Below are 17,783 nucleotides of genomic sequence, written 5' to 3' on the forward strand. Positions count from 1 at the left end.
GGTTCTCAGCGGTCGTCTCGGGTCAGGAAGAGCAGCCGGGCGCGCTTGTCCGGCAGGTCGATCTCGGGCCCGAGCGTGAAACCGGTCCGCAGCATGCGGCCGATCACCTTCTCGTTGCGGGCGTCCGGCTCGGCGACGATCCGGGTGTGGGCGGGATCGGAGAACGCGTACGCCAGGAGCGCGGAAAGCAGCGCGCCGGTGAAGCCGCGCTCGCCCTCCCCGGCCGCCGCCGGGCCGACCAGCAGGTGGACGCCGAAGTCGCCCGGCCGGACGTCGTAGCACTCCCCGACGTGGTCGGCGTCCGGCTCATAGGTCTGGAAGAGCGCCACCGGCCGGTCGTCGCGGTGGACCAGGTAGGCGTGGTGGGTGGTCAGCCCGTCCAGGTAGTCGTAGATCTCCAGGACCCGCTCGGGGCTCGCGTCGAGCATGCCCCAGAACCGGGCCCGCTCCTGGGTGACCCACGAGTGGATCAACGCGGCGTCGGCCGCCGGGTCCACCGGGACGACGCGGACGGCGCCAAACCCGGCCACCACCTGCTCGTACACGGCAGTACGCCGGGCGGACGCCGTCTCAGAGATCATGTCGTTCCTCCGTCAGCAGGGCCCAGTCGGTGACCAGGGGCACGAGTTCGCCGCGCACCCACAGCGGCTGCTGGTCACGGTGGTGGGGGTCGCCCGGCACGCCGCTCGCGCCGAACGGGACGACCCAGAGACTCGCGTCGCGCCGCGCGAGATCCCAGACGTAGCGGGCGGCCGGGCCGCGGGCGCAGTGATGGGTGACACCCGGGACGCTGGACGTACACAGCACACAGCCGTGGTCACCGGACAGTCCCGGCTCCGCCTGCGCGGAGTCCGAGGAGCTCGGCGGAGTGTCCCCTGGGGAGGGCAGCGCCCGCCAGGGGACGAGCCGGTGCAGGTCACCCCACCGGACGCCGGTCTCTCCACCGGACGCGACGTCCTCCAGCGCGGCCCGCGCCACCTCGGCCAGATCGTCGCCGCAGAGGCCGGGGAGCCGGTCGGTCGTCAGCAGGGTCTCCAGGGCGTGCGCGATCCGGGGAGCCGCCGTCAGCCACGGCCGGAACACCTCCGGACACGCGACACCTCCCCCGGGCTCCTCCCGATCACCGGCACCGGCCTGCGCGGGACGGGCCTCCGCAGGTCTCTCCTGCCCGGCACTGCCCGGCACGGGACGGGCCTTCGCGGCGCCGGCCTGCCCGGGACGAGTCTCCACAGGCGCGAGCGGATTCGGGCTGTGCGCCTGGTCGGGCTGGAGCGGGTGTGACAGATCGGCAAGTGGCGCGAGCGCGGGGTGGGCCGCCAGGCGCCGCACCACCTCCGCGCGCACGGCCGCGTACGCCGCGGCGTCGGCGCTGTCCGCGTCCATGCGCCGGTCCCAGCCGGTCAGCCGGTCCCGGAGGCGTACGGCGCCGGGGGTGAGCCCGGTCAGCCGCGCCAGCAGCCCCAGCAGCGGCCGCGCGCCGGGCAGGAGCGTGTCGGTGTGGACCGCCGCCATGTCCCCGGCGGACCAGACGGGGGCGGCCTCCAGGAGGGTCCTGATCCGGTCGGCCCGGTAGGGCGGGGCGAACTCGACGCCGAGCGGAGCCGAGAGCCCTCGTTCGTTGGCCATCACCGTGATTCCCGTGATCTTCCGGCGGGGCATCGGCGCGGGCCCGCCGCTCCACTCGTGGCCGGGCTCCCAGGCGGGCACGACCCGCAGCGAGTTGCCCGGATGGCGTACGGGCACCAGACCGGCGACGCGGTGCAGCAGGCCGCCGCCGGTGTCCGCGGCGAGCACGACGTTGACGGGCTCCACCCACCGGTCGAACGCCCGGTCGACGTCGGCCACGGTCCTGGCCCGAAGCAGGGCGGGAATCGCCGCGAATCCCAGGTCGTGGAACACCCGCGGCGGATACCGCAGGCTCACCCCCTCCCACTCGGCGTCCGGGCCGCCCCGCCCGGGGTCCAGCCCAGCGTTCCGGGCGTCTTCACGCTCGCCCTCGCGCCCGCCTTCCTGCCCGGCGTCCCGGCCGTGGGGAGGGTGTGCCGTCGTCTCGTGCCGAGCGGGCTCGTACGGCCGGGGTGGCTCGCCCATGACGACCGGGCCGCGTTCGGTCTCGATCACCTCCACCTCCACCGGTTCGCCTCCGGCGACCTCGATGAACTCGGTGTGGGCGGCGGCGGGCCGCCAGCCCGCCGGGCCGAGCGCCTCGACGCGGCCGTCCCGGCGCCGGAGGCGTTCGCGGAAGAGGTCCTGGTAGTCGGCCATGGCGTTGGTGATCGCCCAGGCGACCGGCCCGGCATGCCCGAAGTGGGCGACACCCGGCACTCCCGGCACGGCCAGCCCGGCCACGTCGAACTCCGGACAGGCCAGCCGGACCTGCTGGTAGAAGCCGGGGTCCTCGATGAACCTGTGCGGGTCTCCGGCGATGATCGGTGCTCCCGTGCGGGAGCGGTCGCCGGGGACCAGCCAGCCGTTGCTCCCGGAGGTGCCCGGCCCGTCGGTGGCGAACAACGCGACGGCGTCCGGGCCGAGCCGGGCGGTGACCGCCTCACGCCACAGTTTCGCCGGGACGTGCGCGAACAGGACGTGGTGCGACAGCCAGACCGCCAGCGGCGTCCACGCCTCCCACCGGCCCGGCTCGAGCGCCGCCACACCGCCGCCCCCGCCGCTCCCGTCGGCCGCCCCGGGTCCTGCCGCCTGGAATTCCGGAGCGCGGCGGGCTCCCTCGGGCAGGCCCGCATTGACGCCGTCCACGTACGCGCCCACCCAGGCCGCGGTGTCCGCGTCGAGCGCCGACAGGCAGCGCCGGGCCGTGTCGTCCAGCCGGACCTGCCGTACGAAGCGGTCCCACGGGACGGCGTCCGCGCCGAGGACGGCGGCCGAGGCGCCGGCCGCGCGGAGCCGCTCGACCTCGATCTGCCAGGCCCGGTCCACGGCCGTGACGAACCCCTGGGCGTAGGCCAGTTCGCGGGCGTCGCCCGCACGCAGGTGGGGGATGCCCCACCGATCTCGGTAGACCCGGGTGCTCATGACACCTTCTCCCCCGTACGGCGCCGGGCGGCGGGGACGACCAGCGGCGTGCCGGTCTCCGGGTCGTCGATCACCCGGCAGGGGAGGCCGAAGACCTCCTCCACCAGGCCGGCGGTCATCACCTCGGCGGGCGCTCCGGAGGCCACCACACGCCCGGCGCGCATCGCGATCAGGTGGGTGGCGTAGCGCGCGGCGTGGTTGAGATCGTGCAGCACGGCCACGAGCGTGCGCCCCCGCTCCTCGTGCAGCCGGGCGCACAGGTCGAGAATCTCGATCTGGTGGGCGATGTCGAGGTAGGTCGTCGGCTCGTCCAGCAGCAGCAGCGGCGTCTCCTGCGCCAGCGCCATCGCGATCCACACCCGCTGGCGCTGGCCGCCGGACAACTCGTCGACCAGCCGCCCGGCGAGGGCGGCTACCCCGGTGGCCGCCATCGACTCCCCCACGACCCGCTCGTCGTCCGCCGACCATTGGCGCAGCAGCCGCTGGTGGGGATATCGGCCGCGGCCGACCAGCTCGGCGACCGTGATCCCGTCCGGCGCGGCCGACGACTGCGGCAGCAGGCCGAGGGTGCGCGCGACCTTCCGGGCCGGCAGCGAGGTGACGTCCCGTCCGTCGAGCAGCACCGCCCCGGCGGACGGCCTGAGCGTGCGCGCCAGCGCCCGCAGCAGGGTGGACTTGCCGCAGGCGTTGGGCCCGACGACGACCGTGAAGGACCGGTCCGGGATGGAGACGTCCAGCCCTTCGGCGACGACCCGCCCGTCGTACGCGAGGGTCAGCGCGTCGCCGCGCAACCGGGGCCCGTCGCCCCGCACGAGGTCTCCGTACGCGTTCGTCCTGGTCGAATCTGGCCTGGTCATATCCGGCCCGCCTTCCGCTGGGCGGCGAGCAGCCAGACGAGGTAGCCGCCGCCGAGCACTCCCGTCACCACTCCCACCGGCAACTGGTGGTCCCCGAAGAGCCGTTGCGCCGCGAGGTCGGCGCCGGTCAGCAGCGCGGCGCCCACGCAGGCCGCGGTGAGCAGGTTGGGCCCGGGGGTCCGGGTCATCCGCCGGGCCAGATGCGGCGCGGTGAGCGCCACGAACGACACCGGCCCGGCGGCGGCCGCCGCGAGGGAGGCGAGCAGCACGGCCGCCGCCGTCAGGACCAGCCGCAGCCCCTGCACCCGCACACCGAGGCCGCGGGCGAGGTCGTCGCCCATCTCGGTGATCGCCAGGGGTCGCGCGCAGCCGAGCAGCACCACCGGGACCAGCACCGCCGTCGCCGCGAGCAGCGGGAGGGCGTCCTCCCAGCCCCGGCCGTCCAGGCTGCCGGTGAGCCACAGCATGGCGCGGGCCGCCTCCATCAGCCGTCCGCGGGTCAGCAGATAGCCGTTGACTCCCGTGAGGACCGCGGTCGCGCCGATGCCCACCAGCACGAGGCGGTGGCCGTGCAGGCCTCCGCGCCAGGCCAGGAGATAGATCGCCACTCCGGTGACGACGCCGCCGAGCACCGCGCCGCCCGCGAGGGCCGCGCTGCCGCCGCCCGCGACCACCACCAGGAGCGCGCCCGTCGCGGCGCCCTGGGTGAAGCCGAGCAGGTCGGGGCTGCCCAGCGGATTGCGTACGAGCGACTGGAAGATCGCGCCGGCCAGTGCGAGGGCCGCGCCCACGACCAGCGCGGTCACCACCCGGGGCAGCCGGAGTTCGCGTACGACGAAGTCCTCCGCCGGGCCGCCGCCGCCCGTGAGGGTGCGCAGCACGTCGGCCGGGCTCATCGGGTAGTCGCCGCCGCCGACCGCGAGCACGCCGAAGGCGAGGGCCAGCAGCAGGCAGCCGATCCCCACGGCCACGGCCCGGGGGCGCACGGCGACGATCCCGGCCACCACGGGCCGCCCGGCGGCGGCGCGGACCGCGCTCACCGGCCGCACCTCTCCCGCGCCGAACGCGAACCCGCCACACGCAGGCCAGCCGAACGCAGGCCCGCCACACGCGAGCCCGCCGAACGCAGGCACGCGGATTCGGGGTTCACGCCCGCACCTTCCTTCGCACGTAGTAGAGGAACAGCGGGCCGCCGAGCACCGCCGTGACGATGCCCGCCTGCAACTCGCCGGGCCGGGCCACGATCCGCCCGAGCACGTCCGCGCCGAGCAGCAGCGCGGGCGCGAGCACCGCGCAGCAGGGCAGCAGCCGCCGCAGGTCGGGGCCGGTCAGCGCCTTGACGAGGTGCGGCACCATCAGCCCGACGAAGACGATCGGCCCGCAGGCCGCCGTCGCGGCCCCGCACAGCAGCGTCACGGCCACGATGGCGGCCGTACGGATCAGGGCGGGACGCGCGCCGAGCGACCGGGCGGAGTCGTCGCCGAGGGCGAGCGCGTTGAGCGGCCGGGCCAGCGCCAGGGCCAGCAGCAACCCTGCCGCGACGAACGGCGCGACCATGGCCACCGTCCCGCTCTGCGCGCTCGCCAGCGAGCCGACCGTCCAGAAGCGCATCGTCTCCAGCGAGGCGGCGTCGAGCAGCATCGTCCCGTTCACGTACGAGTAGAGCGCGGCGTTGATCGCGGCTCCGGCGAGCGCCAGCCGCGCCGGGGTGGCCGCGCGCCCGCCGCCCACGCCGTACACGAGCACGGAGACGGCCGCGGCTCCGGCCAGCGCGAACCAGACGTAGCCCTGGAACGTCGCCACCCCCAGCAGCCCGGCGGCGGTCGCCACCGCCGCGGAGGCCCCGGCGTTGATCCCCAGCAGGCCGGGGTCGGCGAGCGGGTTGCGGGTCAGCGCCTGCATGACCCCGCCCGCCACTCCCAGCGCCGCGCCCGCGAGCAGACCGAGCAGGGTGCGGGGCAGCCGCATCTCGTGCACCACCGTGTACGCGCCGGACCCGGTGTCCACGAGCCCCTGCCAGACCTCGGCGGGGGACATCGGCCGGGCGCCGAGCCCGAGGCTCAGCACGAGGACGGCGAGCAGCGCGAGCGCGGGCCCGACCACCGGCCCGACCACCGGTCCGAGCAGCGCCGCCATCGGCCGGGTCTTCTCCGGATGTTTCCGCGGTGCCCGTGCGGGCCCGCTGAGCTGCGATGACTCGGTGACGACCACGGTCGGCTCCATCGGGGCGGGGGACGAATTCCGATCGCCCCTCTGGACAAGAACTTAGGTAAGGGTAACCTAACAATCGATCCGCCCACCAGGTATCCACCCCAGGGCATGACCATGCAAGAGAAAGACAAACCGTGCGAAAGCTGAACACCACCATGTCCCGTCGCGGGCTCTTCGCCGCGGGCGGAGCCGCCGCTCTCACGCTGGCGCTGGCCGCCTGCGGATCGGGTGGCTCCACCCCCTCCAGTGCAGGTCGGAGTGCTGCTGCCGGTCAGAGCACCGGGGCGTGGTCCTTCACCGACGACAGGAAGGAGACGGCCACGGCGGCGGGGGTCCCGGCGCGGGTCGTGGCGTTCACCGGCACGGCGGCGGCCCTCGCCGACTACGGGTTGCAGGACAGACTCGTCGGCGTGTTCGGCGAGACCAAGCGCGCCGACGGCTCGCCCGAGCCACAGGCGGGCGACCTGGACGTGGACAAGGTGACGATCCTCGGCAACGTCTGGGGCGAGTTCAACATCGAGAAGTACGCCGCGCTGCGCCCCGACCTGCTCGTCACCCACATGTACGACCCCGGCGCGCTCTGGTACGTGCCGGACGAGAGCAAGGACAAGATCGTCAAGCTCGCCCCCACGGTCGCCGTCAGCGCCGCCCGGGTGCCGATGACCGAGACGATCGAGCGCTACGCCGCCCTCGCCGAGAGCCTCGGCGCCGACCTGAAGGCCCCCGAGATCGCCCAGGCCAGGGCGAGGTTCGAGGCCGCCGCCGGCAGCGTGCGCAAGGCGGTCGCCGAGAACCCCGGGATCAGGGTGATGGCCGCCTCCGGCAGCCCCGACGTGCTGTACGTCTCCAATCCCGAGGTCAACACCGACCTGATGTACTTCGCCGAACTGGGGGTCGAGGTCGTCCGGCCCGACAAGCCCGGCGACGGCGGTTACTACGAGAACCTCAGCTGGGAGAACGCCGGCAAGTACGACGCCGACCTGATCCTGCTCGACAACCGGCCCACCGCGCTGCAGCCCAAGGACCTCGAGGCCAAGCCCGCCTGGCCCAAGCTGCCGGCGGTCAAGGCGGGCCAGGTCGCCGCCTGGGACCCGGTGCCCCGCTTCTCGTACGCGGGCGCCGCGCCGATCCTGGAGAACCTGGCGACGGCGATCCGGAACGCCAAGAAGCTCGGCTGACCCGCACCCGCGGGAAATCACCCGGGCCTCCGTCCGCGCTCTTTCAACTTAGGTTTGCCTAGCCTAACTATCCAAGGATGACCATGACCCAGTCCCGCGCCGCAGACGCGCGGTCGTACCTCTTCAACGACCACACCGTGGAGGGATACCGGCATGCCGTGGCCGCCGGAAGCGCCCGCGTGGCCGACCGGGTCGGGCGGACCGACCGGCCGTTCAGCGGCGTCGGCCCGGCGCGGCTCGCGCCGGACATCGCCGCGATCGACCTCGAACGGCCGTTGCACGACCACGCCGCCGCGCTCGACGAGCTCGAACGGGTCTACCTGCGCGACGCCGTCTACTTCCACCACCCCCGCTACCTGGCCCATCTCAACTGCCCGGTGGTGATCCCCGCGCTGCTGGGCGAGGTGGTCCTGTCGGCCGTCAACTCCTCGCTCGACACCTGGGACCAGAGCGCGGGCGGCACGCTCATCGAGCGCCGCCTGGTCGACTGGACGGCCGGCCGGATCGGCTTCGGTCCCGCCGCCGACGGCGTCTTCACCAGCGGCGGCACCCAGTCGAACCTCCAGGCGCTGTTCCTCGCCCGCGAGGAGGCCCGCGCCGCCGGGACGCCGCTGTCCCGGCTGCGCGTGATCACGTCCGAGGCGGGCCACTTCAGCGTGCGCAAGGCGGCGACCCTGCTCGGCCTCGGGCCGGAGGCGGTCGTCGCCGTGGAGACCGACGCGGAGCGGCGGATGCGGCCCGGCGGGCTCGCCCGCGAGCTCGACCGCTGCCGCCGCGCCGGGCTGACGGTCATGGCCGTCGCCGCCACCGCGGGCACCACCGACTTCGGCTCGATCGACCCGCTGCCGGAGATCGCCCGGCTGTGCGCGGCGGCCGGGGTGTGGCTGCACGTGGACGCGGCGTACGGCTGCGGGCTGCTGGTCTCCCGAAGGCGGCGGCACCTGCTCGACGGGATCGAGCGGGCCGACTCGGTCACGGTCGACTTCCACAAGTCCTTCTTCCAGCCGGTCAGCTCCAGCGCCCTGCTGGTGCGGGACGGCGCGGCGCTGCGGCACGCGGCCCACCACGCCGACTACCTCAACCCGCTGCGGATGGCCGAGCGGGGGATCCCCAACCAGGTGGACAAGAGCCTGCAGACCACCCGCCGCTTCGACGCGCTGAAGCTCTGGCTGACCCTGCGCGTGATGGGCGCGGACGCGGTCGGCGAGCTGTTCGACCAGGTGGTGGACCTCGCGGCCGAGGCGCACGCGATGCTCGCCGCCGACCCGCGCTTCGAGGTCGTCACGCGGTCGGCGCTGAGCACGCTGGTCTTCCGCTACCTGCCGCCGGAGGGCCCGGGCCGCGAACTGGCCGACGACGCCAACCTGTACGCCCGGGAGGCGCTGGCCGCCTCGGGCGAGGCCGTCGTCGCGGGCACGACCGTCGACGGCCGCCACCACCTCAAGCTCACCCTGCTCAACCCGGAGACCACGCGGGACGATGTCGCGTACGTCCTCGATCTCCTCGCCGGTCACGCCCAGCGTCACGTGGACGACCTCGCCCCGCTCGCCGGTCACCGGGAGGTGACGCATGTCCACTCATGACTTCGTGGCGATCGGGCTGGGGCCGTTCAACCTGGGTCTCGCCTGCCTGGCCGAGCCGGTCGCCGGGCTCGACGGGCTGTTCCTGGAGGCGAGGCCCGGCTTCGCCTGGCATCCGGGGATGATGCTCGACGCGGTCACGCTGCAGACCCCGTTCATCGCCGACCTCGTCACGCTGGCCGACCCGACCTCGCCGTACTCCTTCCTCAACTACCTCAAGGAGACCGGCAGGCTCTACCCCTTCTACATCCGGGAGAACTTCTACCAGCTCCGCGCGGAGTACGACGCGTACTGCGGGTGGGCCGCCGGGCGGCTGCGGAGCGTCCGCTTCGGCCACCGGGTCACCTCCGTGACGTACGACGAGGCGGACGGGCATTACGTCGTCCACGCGCTGACGGACACGGGCGAGCGGACCGAGCACCGCGCCCCGCACCTCGTGCTCGGCACCGGCACCCCGCCGTACGTGCCCGAGCCCTGCCGCGGCCTCGGCGGCGGCGTCGTCCACAACGGCGACTACCTCACCCGCAAGGCGGACCTGCTGGCCAAGGAGAGCATCACGGTCGTCGGCAGCGGGCAGAGCGCCGCCGAGATCTACCGCGACCTGCTGTCCGGCATCGACACCCACGGCTACCGGCTGAACTGGGTGACCCGGTCGCCGCGGTTCTTCCCCCTGGAATACACCAAGCTGACCCTGGAGATGACCTCCCCGGACTACGTGGACTACTTCCACGCGCTGCCCGAGGACACCCGCTACCGCCTCGAAGCCGAGCAGAAGGGCCTGCACAAGGGCATCGACGCGGCGCTGATCAACGAGATCTACGACCTGCTGTACGCCAAGTCCGCCGGCGGCCCGGTCCCGGCGCGGCTGCTGACCTGCACCGAACTGCGCGAGGCGGCCCACGACGCGGCCCGGGGTGAGTACACGCTCGGCCTGCGCCACCTGGAGCAGGAGCGCGACTTCACGCTCGTCACCCAGGGGCTCGTGCTGGCCACCGGCTACCGCTACGAGCCGCCCGCCTTCCTCGATCCCGTACGGCACCGCATCCGGTGGGACCGGCGCGGCCGGTTCGACGTGGCCAGGAACTACAGCGTCGACGTCACCGGCCGGGGGATCTTCGTGCAGAACGGCGCGACCCACGCCCACAGCGTCACCTCGCCCGACCTGGGCATGGGCCCGTACCGCAACTCGTGGATCATCGCCCAGATCCTCGGCCGCGAGCACTACCCCATCGAGAAGGCGATCGCCTTCCAGGAGTTCGGGGCCCCCGAGGGGGTGGTCGCGTGAGCGGGATCGTCTTCCGCCGCGTCCACGACGGGGTCGGCGAACTGGCCGTGCGCCGGCTCGACCCCGACGCCGACGCGGAGATCGTGCACGCCTGGGTGACCCACCCCAAGGCGGTGTTCTGGATGATGGGGGACGCCGACGTCGCCGGGGTCGCCGAGGAGTACCGCCGGATCGTGGCCCACCCGCACCGCGACGCCTACCTCGGGCTGGTGAACGGGCGTCCGGCCTTCCTGGCCGAGCGGTACGACCCCGCCCGGGTCGAGCTCGCGGGCCTGTACGACGCGCGGGACGGCGACGTGGGCATGCACTTCCTCTGCGCGCCCACCGGCGCCCCGGTGCACGGCTTCTCCCGGGCCGTGATCACGACCGTGCTGGAGACGCTGTTCGCCGACCCGTCGGTGCGGCGGGTGGTCGTCGAGCCCGACGTGCGCAACACCGCCGTACACGCGCTGAACGCGGCCGCCGGTTTCGAGGTCGTCGGCGTGATCGCCAAACCGGAGAAGGAGGCCCTGCTGAGCGTGTGCACCCGCGAGCGGTTCCACGCCGCCGTCGGAGATCCGGCCGGCGATCCCGTCGCGGCGGTCGCCCATCTCACGCCGGAGACCTGGGAGAGGGCCAACCGGCGGCTGGTGCGCAAGGCGCTCGCCGAGTTCGCCCACGAGCGGCTGCTCGTCCCGCGCCCGCTCGGCGACGGCCGGTACGCCGTGCGGTCCGACGACGGCGCGGTGGAATACCGCTTCACCGCCACGGTGCTGTCGCTCGACCACTGGCACATCGGTGAGATCACCCGGCACCGCACGACGGGCGAGGCCCAACTATCCGAGGCACTGCCCCTCGACGCACTGGATCTCGTCGTGGAGATGCGCGGCTCCCTCGGGCTGAGCGACGAGATCCTCCCCGTCTACCTGGAGGAGATCTCCTCCACGCTGGCGAGCCTCGCGTACAAGCTGACCAGGCGCGCGGCCGGCGCGAACGAACTGGCGAAGGCCGGCTTCCAGCAGATCGAGGCCGGAATGACCGAGGGACATCCGTGCTTCGTGGCCAACAGCGGCCGGATCGGCTACGGCGTCGGCGACCACCACCGGTACGCCCCCGAGGCCGCCGCCCCCGTACGCCTGATCTGGCTGGCCGCCCACCGCGACCACTGCGTCTTCTCCTGTTCCGGCGACATCGACTACGACCGGCTCACGCGTGACGAACTCGGCGAGGAGACCCTCGCCCGCTTCGCGGGCACGCTCGCCGGCCTCGGCCTGGACATGACCGACTACCTGCTCCTTCCGGTGCATCCCTGGCAGTGGTGGAACAAGCTGTCGGTCACCTTCGCCGCGGCGGTCGCCACGCGGCGCCTGGTCTGCCTGGGCCCCGGCGACGACGACTACCTCCCCCAGCAGTCGGTGCGGACGTTCTTCAACGCCGGTGAGCCGTCGAAGCACTACGTGAAGACCGCGCTGTCGGTGCTCAACATGGGCTTCATGCGCGGCCTGTCCGCGGCCTACATGGAGGCCACTCCGGCGATCAACGACTGGCTCGCCGGCCTGCTGCGGGACGACGACGTCTTCCGCGCGACCCGACTGACGATCATTCGCGAGCGGGCCGCCGCCGGCTACCGCGACCGCCTGTACGAGTCGGCCACCCGCCCCCACTCGCCGTACCGGAAGATGCTCGCGGCGCTGTGGCGGGAGAGCCCGGTCGCGGGCCTCGAACCGGGCAGGCGCCTGGCCACCATGGCCTCCCTCCTGCACGCCGACGAGGCGGGCCGGTCGTTCGTGGCGGCGCTGATCGAGCAGTCGGGCCTGCCGCCCGAGGTGTGGCTCCGGCGCTACCTCGACGCCTACCTCACCCCGCTGCTGCACGCCTTCTACGCGTACGGCCTGGCGTTCATGCCGCACGGCGAGAACGTGATCCTGGTGCTCGACGGCGGCGCGGTGGAGCGGGTGATCTTCAAGGACATCGCCGAGGAGATCGTGGTGATGGACCCGGACACGGACCTGCCACCCGGCGTGCGGCGGATCCGCGCCGAGGTGCCCGAGGAGATGCGCCTCCTGTCGATCTTCACGGACGTGTTCGACTGCTTCCTGCGCTTCCTCAACGCGATCCTGGCCACGGGCGGGGTGCTCGGCGAGGAGGCGTTCTGGCGGACGGTCGCCGAATGCGCGGCGGACTACCGGCGGTCGGCGCCCCACCTCGCCGAGCGGTTTCGGCGCTACGACCTGTTCGCGGAGACGTTCGCGCTCTCGTGCATCAACCGCCTGCAACTGCGCGACAACCGGCAGATGGTGGACCTGGCCGACCCGTCGGCCGCCCTCCAGACGGCCGGTGACCTGGTCAACCCGATCGCCCGGTTCGCCCCGCCCGCCTGAACACCGCCCGCTCTGAACACCGCCCGCTCTGAGCACCGCCCGCTCAGGCGGGCGCGTACGTCATGCAGTCGGCCTCGTCCTGCACGGGGCCGATGTCGATGCCGGGCGCCTGGCACTCCAGAGCCACGTTGTGCCGGCAGTCGAACATCTTGCACGCGCCCACGCGTCCCATGGTCTGCTGGTCGCCGCCCGGCCCCCCGGTGGTGAAGAAGGTGTCGCAGTGCGCGTGGGACAGGTCGCCGACCGTGATGGCGGTCGCGTGGCACCTGCGGTCACGGTTGTACGCGCACGAGGTGGCCTCGCAACGGTTCACAACGGGCATCTCCATGAGTGGCGTCCCCCCTGGCAGTCACGGCTTTCGCCCGGCTCATACCGCTGTTGACCAGGTCGGCAATCCCCCCGACGCCACCAGACTCCGCCAAGTCCCGCCAGGGGAGCAGCGCTAGTGCAGCAGTTCCTCGGCGACGGCGAGGAGCTTCAGCGCGGTGGGGTCGGCGGGCCCGGCGCCTCGGGGCACCCGGGCGGAGATCCGCTGCAGCAGGAGGTGGACGTCGTCCCCGCCGGCCGTGGCCGGGCCCGCCGCCTCCGACCGCCGCAGCCGCAGCAGAAGCTCCAGGCCGTACGCCGCCTGGGCGGCGAGCATCGCGAGGAGGTCCACGTCGGCGAGCTCGCCCCGCCAGTCGGAGGACCTGTCGAGCACCTCCAGCACACCGATGCATGTCTCCTCCCGGATGACCGGCGCCGCCATGATGCTGTGCGGGACGTACCCCGTGGACTCGGCGGCGTCGTGGGCGAACTGCGGTACGGCGGTCACCTCGTCGGCGATCATCGGCTGGCCGCTCGCCGCGACCCAGCCCGCGATGCCCGTGCCGGGCGGGAAGCGCGTGCCGATCAGGTGCTTCTCCCCCTCGCCCGACACGGCCTCGAAGACCAGCTCGCCGGTCTCCTGGTCGACCAGGAAGACCGACGCCGCGGCGGAGGCGAACACGTGCCGGGCGACCTCGACGGTCGACTGCAGCAGCCTGCGCTCGGTGATCTCGCTGCCGGAGCGGCGTTCATGCACGGACATGCGCGTCTCCCTTGGATACGACGACGTTGCTGGCGGCCAGATAGAGCACGGACTTCAGCTGGAAGGGGGTCATCCACCGGTGCCGGCTCAGGGCGAGCGCGCAGATTCCGGTGATGTGCGGCGCGGCGAAGCTGTTCCCGGTGCTGCGGATCTGCCTGCCGCCGCGCCAGGCCACCCGGACCCGCACGCCCCGGGCGTAGAACTCGGCCGGCGGCGCGGGGTTGTAGTAGTAGGTCATCGGGTCGGGTTCGTCGTGGCTGGCCACGGAGATGACCGAGGAGAACGTCCAGGGGAAGCTGAGCACCGGCATGTTGTGCGCAGCGGCCACGAGCAGGCAGCGCCGGAAGTACGCGCGGTCGGCCAGCTCGTGCAGCTCGGGCAGGAACTGGCTCCTGGTGGTGGACAGGCTGAGGTTGACGAGGTCGAACCCCTCCTCCACGGCCCAGCGCAGACCGGCCAGGAGGGCGGCGCCGCTGCCGGATCGGCCGTCGGTCAGCACCCGCACCGAGGTCAGCGAGACTGCCGGGGCGATCGAGCGGATCAGGCCGGCGCACGCGGTCCCGTGCCCCACCGGGTCGGCCGGGTCGCAGTCGACGACCGTCAGGTCCCCGCCGTCGTCGGCGACCACCAGCGAACGCTCCAGGCCGCCGACCAGCGGGTGGGAGGCGTCCACCCCGGTGTCGAGCACGCAGACGCGCACCCCCGCCCCGTCGGCGGGGCCCGTCCCGTCGTCGCCCCACGCCCATTCCCTGGTGACCTGCTCCAGGCGGCTGACGCCGAACTCCTCCGGCGTCAGCCGCGAGGTCGCGAGGCTCCAGGCCGGCACGCCGGGGAACTGCTCACGCCGCTCCCGGCGCCAGGGGGGCTGTGTCAAAGTAGCCTCTCCTCCTCGATCCACCGGCGTACCCGCCGGGCGGGCAGCTCCGCTCCCTTGGCCGCGTACCCACGCAGCGCGCGGGCCGCGGCCTCGGCCGCCGGGCCGGTCCGCCCGGCCGCGTGGTGGACCCGCGCCAGGTCGGCCAGCACGTCCCCGCACAGGCAGGGGTCGTCGGTGCGGGCGAGCAGTTCCTCCGCTCGGGCGGCGAGCGCGCCCGCCGCGCCGTGGTCGCCGTCGAGGGACGCGATCCGGGCGCTCAGCGCGAGAAGGATCAGCTCGCCGCGGGCCTGCGGCCGCGCGGCCGTCGCGCGCAGCCGCGCCAGCTCTCCCGCCGCCTCGGCGTGACGCCCCTGCCGGAGCAGCTCGCGCGCCGCGTACAGCTCCAGCGTCCTGGCCGGCTCGGACTGGCCCAGCCGGTGGAGGTCGGCCGCCGCCCGGCGGAACAGCTCCTCCGCCGCGGCGTGCCGGTCGACGAGCGACTCCACCAGCCCGCGCACCTGGAGGACCGCGGCGGCCGCCAGGTTCAGGTGGAGGTCCCGGGCGTGCCGGTCCGCGGCGTGGAGAACGGCCCAGGCCTCGGCGACGTCACCGGCCAGCGCGAGCAGCCGCGCCTCGGTGACCAGGACGGGCAGGAGCATCGCCCGGTCGGCGCCGAACCTGGCCGACAGGCCGGCGCACAGCGACAACCCCTCCGCCAGCGGCGTGGGGGACCACTGCGCCAGCTCGCACAACCCGCTGAGCAGGCGGTTCTCCTCGTACCTGTCGCCGAGGGAGCGAGCCCGGGCCAGGGCGTCGCGCAACGCGGCCTCGGCCGCGCCGAAGCGGCCCTCGCCGATGCGCAGCAGCGCCTCCAGGTGGTGGAGCCGGCACCAGCCGAGGTCGTCGCCGGGGTCGGCGGACAGCAGGTCACGGAACGGCCCGGCCGAGGCGGGCCGGGTGCCGAAGCGCACCGCCAGCGTCTCGCGCTGGACGGCGCACGTGAGCCGGGTGCGCGGGTCGCCCGGCAGCATCCGCTCGGCCACGTCCAGCGCGGCGTACGGCCGGTCGGACTCGCCGCGGGCCAGCCCGGCGTCGCAGATGCGTACGGCCAGTGGCCGGTGGTCGGGGTGCCCGGCCGGCAGCAGGTCGCGCCCCCGCTCCAGCAGGGCGATGGCCGCGGGCAGGTCCTTGCGGTGCAGGGCCCGGGTGCCCTCCCCGACGAGGGCGCGGGCGGCCCGCTCGGTCAGCGCCGGCAGCAGCGGGTCGTCCGGCCGCACCTCGCGTTTGAGCAGGCAGGCGGTCTCCAGATGCTGGGTCAGGTCGCCGTGCGACGACTCCTCCCCGGACGAGGACCAGACGGAGACCTCCGCAGGCCCGGAGATCTGCTCGGTGATCTGCTCGGAGATCCGGTCGGCGAGAGCGAGATGCCAGGTGGCCCGCAGGTCCTTGCGGGTCATGGCGTAGACCGTGTCGCGGGTCAGCGTCTGGGTGAAGTGGAACGACCCCGCCGCCTCCCCGCGCCGGACCAGGCGTCTGCGGATCAGGAGCCCGACCGTCTCGTCGACGTCGAGCCGGGCCTCCGGCCGGACCGCGCAGAGGCCGCCGAGCTGGTCGAGGGTGAAGGCATGGCCGATCGTCGCGGCCCGTTCGAGCACGTCGCGCTCACCGTCGTCGAGCAGGTCGAGCCGCGCGCCGAGCAGCGCCTGGATGGTGCGCGGCAGCGGGGCGTCCTCTCCCTCCTCGGCCAGCGTCTCCAGCAGCAGTTCGGCGAACAGCGGGTTGCCGTCGGAGCTCTCCGCGACCCGCCGGCACAGGGCCGGGCTCGCGGCCAGGGCGTGGGCGACCACCTCGTCATCCGGCGACCGGAGCGCGGCGAGCTCGGCGACCAGCCGCTCCATCCGCGCCGCGTCCAGCGCCCCGAGCTCGAACGCGACGGCCCGGCCGACGTCGATCCCCCACGAGGGCCGCGCCTCCAGCAACTCGGGGCGGGCCACCCGTACGACCAGGACCGGCACGTCGACCAGCCACGTCGTGAGGTCGTCGATCAGGTCGAGGAGGGTCGGCTCGGCCCAGTGCAGGTCCTCCCAGACCACCACCAGCGGCTCACGCCGGGCCAGCGCCTCGAACAGCGCGCACACCGCCCGCGCGATCTCCTCGACGCCCGCGTCCTCTCCCGTACGCGGCGCGCGTGCGGCGTCCCCGGTCACCAGGCCGCGCAGGGCGGCGCCGCTCGCCTCCTCCAGCGTGTCCGGCCAGTCGTCGCCGAGTGACTCGACCATCTCCGCGATGGGGCGGTAGGTGATCCCGGCGCCGTACGAGCGGCACCTCCCGGCGAGCACGACGACCCCGGCGGGCAGTTCGTGGACGAAGTCGCGCACGAGCCGGGACTTGCCGATGCCCGGCACGCCGAGCACGGTCACCACCCGGCACCGGTGGTCCCGCACCGCCTCGCGGTACGCCGCCCGGAGCCGCGCGGTCTCCGCGGCGCGGCCGATGAGCGGGATCTGGGCGTCGCCGTCCCCGGCGTCCGGCTCCAGCGAGGTCACCCGCCAGGCCCGCACGGGGTTGCTCTTGCCCTTCAGCGTGAGCGGCGGCACGGGCTCCAGCCGCGCCTGGGCGCGGACCAGGCGCGCGACCTCGTCCCCGACGAGGATCTCGCCGACGTCCGCGGCGGACTGCAGGCGGGCGGCCGTGTTGACGGTGTCGCCGATGACGCGCAGGTCGGCTCCCGGAGTGGCGATGACCACCGCCTGCCCGGCGCTGACGCCGCAGTGCACGTCGAGCTGGATGCCGTGCGTGGGAGCGAGGCCGTCGCTCAGCTCCCGCACCCTCTGCAGCGCCGCGTGGGCGGCGCGGACCGCCCGGAGCGCGTCGTCCTCACGGTTTGCGGGGATGCCGAAGACCGCCATGATCGCGTCCCCGATGTACTTCTCCACGACGCCGCCGTGCTCGCTGATCCCGGAGGTGCACGCCTGGTAGTACCGGTCGAGGACGTCCCTGAGGAGCTCGGGGTCGAGCCGTTCGGCCAGCTCCGTCGAGCCCACCAGGTCGATGAAGACGACCACGACGTTCCGGCGCGCAGGGCGTGCCGCCCCGGTGGTCAAACGAGCTTGAGCTCCTGGCCCTCGACCTCACCCGCCGCCTCGTCCAGGCGGGTCTTGATCGAGTTCAGCAGCTCGACCTCCGGCCTGCTGAGCTCGGCGAACACCTGCCGCTGCCGCTCGTTGAGCAGGTCCACCGGGTGGCCCGCCTCGCGCAGGGCCGTCAGCGGGTCGAACGGCGCCGGCCCGGTCTGAACGTCGTGGCTGTGCAACGGCCCACCTCCTGGTCGTGCCTGGCCTGACGGCCAGTGTGGTA

14 protein-coding genes are annotated in these 17,783 nt (G+C 73.8%); 4 read left to right on the plus strand and 10 right to left on the minus strand.

What is annotated here, in order from left to right:
• Nucleotides 1-5 precede the first annotated feature (5 nt).
• The 5 genes from OG344_RS09120 to OG344_RS09140 form a co-directional block, all read right to left on the minus strand.
• Nucleotides 6-581, minus strand: coding sequence for a GNAT family N-acetyltransferase (locus OG344_RS09120; protein ID WP_405087842.1), 576 nt, complete (start codon nucleotides 579-581; stop codon nucleotides 6-8).
• Nucleotides 571-3,030: a penicillin acylase family protein gene (locus OG344_RS09125; RefSeq protein WP_405087843.1), complete on the minus strand. Its 2,460-nt coding sequence runs from the start codon at nucleotides 3,028-3,030 to the stop codon at nucleotides 571-573. The genes OG344_RS09120 and OG344_RS09125 overlap by 11 nt, the downstream gene beginning before the upstream one ends.
• Nucleotides 3,027-3,887, minus strand: a complete 861-nt coding sequence (locus OG344_RS09130) for an ABC transporter ATP-binding protein (RefSeq protein WP_405087844.1) — start codon at nucleotides 3,885-3,887, stop codon at nucleotides 3,027-3,029. The genes OG344_RS09125 and OG344_RS09130 overlap by 4 nt, the downstream gene beginning before the upstream one ends.
• Nucleotides 3,884-4,927, minus strand: coding sequence for a FecCD family ABC transporter permease (locus tag OG344_RS09135; protein WP_405087845.1), 1,044 nt, complete (start codon nucleotides 4,925-4,927; stop codon nucleotides 3,884-3,886). The genes OG344_RS09130 and OG344_RS09135 overlap by 4 nt, the downstream gene beginning before the upstream one ends.
• 106 nt (nucleotides 4,928-5,033) lie before the next feature.
• A complete protein-coding gene (locus OG344_RS09140) occupies nucleotides 5,034-6,023 on the minus strand; it encodes a FecCD family ABC transporter permease (RefSeq protein ID WP_405087846.1) in 990 nt (329 codons plus the stop codon).
• Between the two features lie 209 nt (nucleotides 6,024-6,232).
• Here OG344_RS09140 and OG344_RS09145 point away from each other — a divergent pair, with 209 nt between their 5' ends.
• From OG344_RS09145 to OG344_RS09160, 4 genes are all read left to right on the plus strand, one after another.
• A complete protein-coding gene (locus OG344_RS09145; protein WP_405087847.1) occupies nucleotides 6,233-7,276 on the plus strand; it encodes an ABC transporter substrate-binding protein in 1,044 nt (347 codons plus the stop codon).
• Between the two features lie 77 nt (nucleotides 7,277-7,353).
• Nucleotides 7,354-8,859, plus strand: a complete 1,506-nt coding sequence (locus tag OG344_RS09150; protein WP_405087848.1) for a pyridoxal phosphate-dependent decarboxylase family protein — start codon at nucleotides 7,354-7,356, stop codon at nucleotides 8,857-8,859.
• Complete coding sequence (locus OG344_RS09155; RefSeq protein WP_405087849.1) at nucleotides 8,846-10,141, plus strand: lysine N(6)-hydroxylase/L-ornithine N(5)-oxygenase family protein; 1,296 nt, start codon at nucleotides 8,846-8,848, stop codon at nucleotides 10,139-10,141. Before OG344_RS09150 ends, OG344_RS09155 begins: the two co-directional genes overlap by 14 nt.
• Nucleotides 10,138-12,501 carry a GNAT family N-acetyltransferase gene (locus tag OG344_RS09160; RefSeq protein ID WP_405087850.1) on the plus strand — a complete coding sequence of 788 codons (2,364 nt, stop codon included), beginning with the start codon at nucleotides 10,138-10,140 and terminating at the stop codon, nucleotides 12,499-12,501. Before OG344_RS09155 ends, OG344_RS09160 begins: the two co-directional genes overlap by 4 nt.
• A gap of 43 nt (nucleotides 12,502-12,544) precedes the next feature.
• On the opposite strand, the gene OG344_RS09165 is transcribed toward OG344_RS09160, so the two are convergent.
• The 5 genes from OG344_RS09165 to OG344_RS09185 form a co-directional block, all read right to left on the minus strand.
• Nucleotides 12,545-12,829 (minus strand): DUF1540 domain-containing protein, encoded by a 285-nt coding sequence (locus OG344_RS09165; RefSeq protein WP_150933667.1) that lies wholly within the window; start codon nucleotides 12,827-12,829, stop codon nucleotides 12,545-12,547.
• Nucleotides 12,830-12,943: 114 nt separating this feature from the next.
• Complete coding sequence (locus tag OG344_RS09170; RefSeq protein ID WP_327048796.1) at nucleotides 12,944-13,570, minus strand: GAF domain-containing protein; 627 nt, start codon at nucleotides 13,568-13,570, stop codon at nucleotides 12,944-12,946.
• Nucleotides 13,557-14,444 (minus strand): S8 family serine peptidase, encoded by an 888-nt coding sequence (locus OG344_RS09175; RefSeq protein WP_327048797.1) that lies wholly within the window; start codon nucleotides 14,442-14,444, stop codon nucleotides 13,557-13,559. The genes OG344_RS09170 and OG344_RS09175 overlap by 14 nt, the downstream gene beginning before the upstream one ends.
• Nucleotides 14,441-17,530: an AAA family ATPase gene (locus OG344_RS09180; protein WP_405087851.1), complete on the minus strand. Its 3,090-nt coding sequence runs from the start codon at nucleotides 17,528-17,530 to the stop codon at nucleotides 14,441-14,443. Before OG344_RS09180 ends, OG344_RS09175 begins: the two co-directional genes overlap by 4 nt.
• Entirely contained in the window at nucleotides 17,527-17,739 is a 213-nt protein-coding gene (locus OG344_RS09185) for an aroma-sacti cluster domain-containing protein (protein ID WP_405087852.1), read from the minus strand. The genes OG344_RS09180 and OG344_RS09185 overlap by 4 nt, the downstream gene beginning before the upstream one ends.
• Nucleotides 17,740-17,783: the final 44 nt, after the last annotated feature.

The sequence above is a fragment of the Microbispora sp. NBC_01389 genome, from assembly GCF_045040095.1.
Classification (GTDB): Bacteria; Actinomycetota; Actinomycetes; order Streptosporangiales; family Streptosporangiaceae; genus Microbispora.

What these genes read in the sequence shown, in the direction of transcription:
- OG344_RS09140 (WP_405087846.1), bottom strand. Translation starts at nt 6,023, where the DNA reads ATGGCGGCGCTGCTCGGACCGGTGGTCGGGCCGGTGGTCGGGCCCGCG.
- OG344_RS09150 (WP_405087848.1), top strand. Translation starts at nt 7,354, where the DNA reads ATGACCATGACCCAGTCCCGCGCCGCAGACGCGCGGTCGTACCTCTTC.
- OG344_RS09120 (WP_405087842.1), bottom strand. Translation starts at nt 581, where the DNA reads ATGATCTCTGAGACGGCGTCCGCCCGGCGTACTGCCGTGTACGAGCAG.
- OG344_RS09125 (WP_405087843.1), bottom strand. Translation starts at nt 3,030, where the DNA reads ATGAGCACCCGGGTCTACCGAGATCGGTGGGGCATCCCCCACCTGCGT.
- OG344_RS09165 (WP_150933667.1), bottom strand. Translation starts at nt 12,829, where the DNA reads ATGGAGATGCCCGTTGTGAACCGTTGCGAGGCCACCTCGTGCGCGTAC.
- OG344_RS09130 (WP_405087844.1), bottom strand. Translation starts at nt 3,887, where the DNA reads ATGACCAGGCCAGATTCGACCAGGACGAACGCGTACGGAGACCTCGTG.
- OG344_RS09170 (WP_327048796.1), bottom strand. Translation starts at nt 13,570, where the DNA reads ATGTCCGTGCATGAACGCCGCTCCGGCAGCGAGATCACCGAGCGCAGG.
- OG344_RS09155 (WP_405087849.1), top strand. Translation starts at nt 8,846, where the DNA reads ATGTCCACTCATGACTTCGTGGCGATCGGGCTGGGGCCGTTCAACCTG.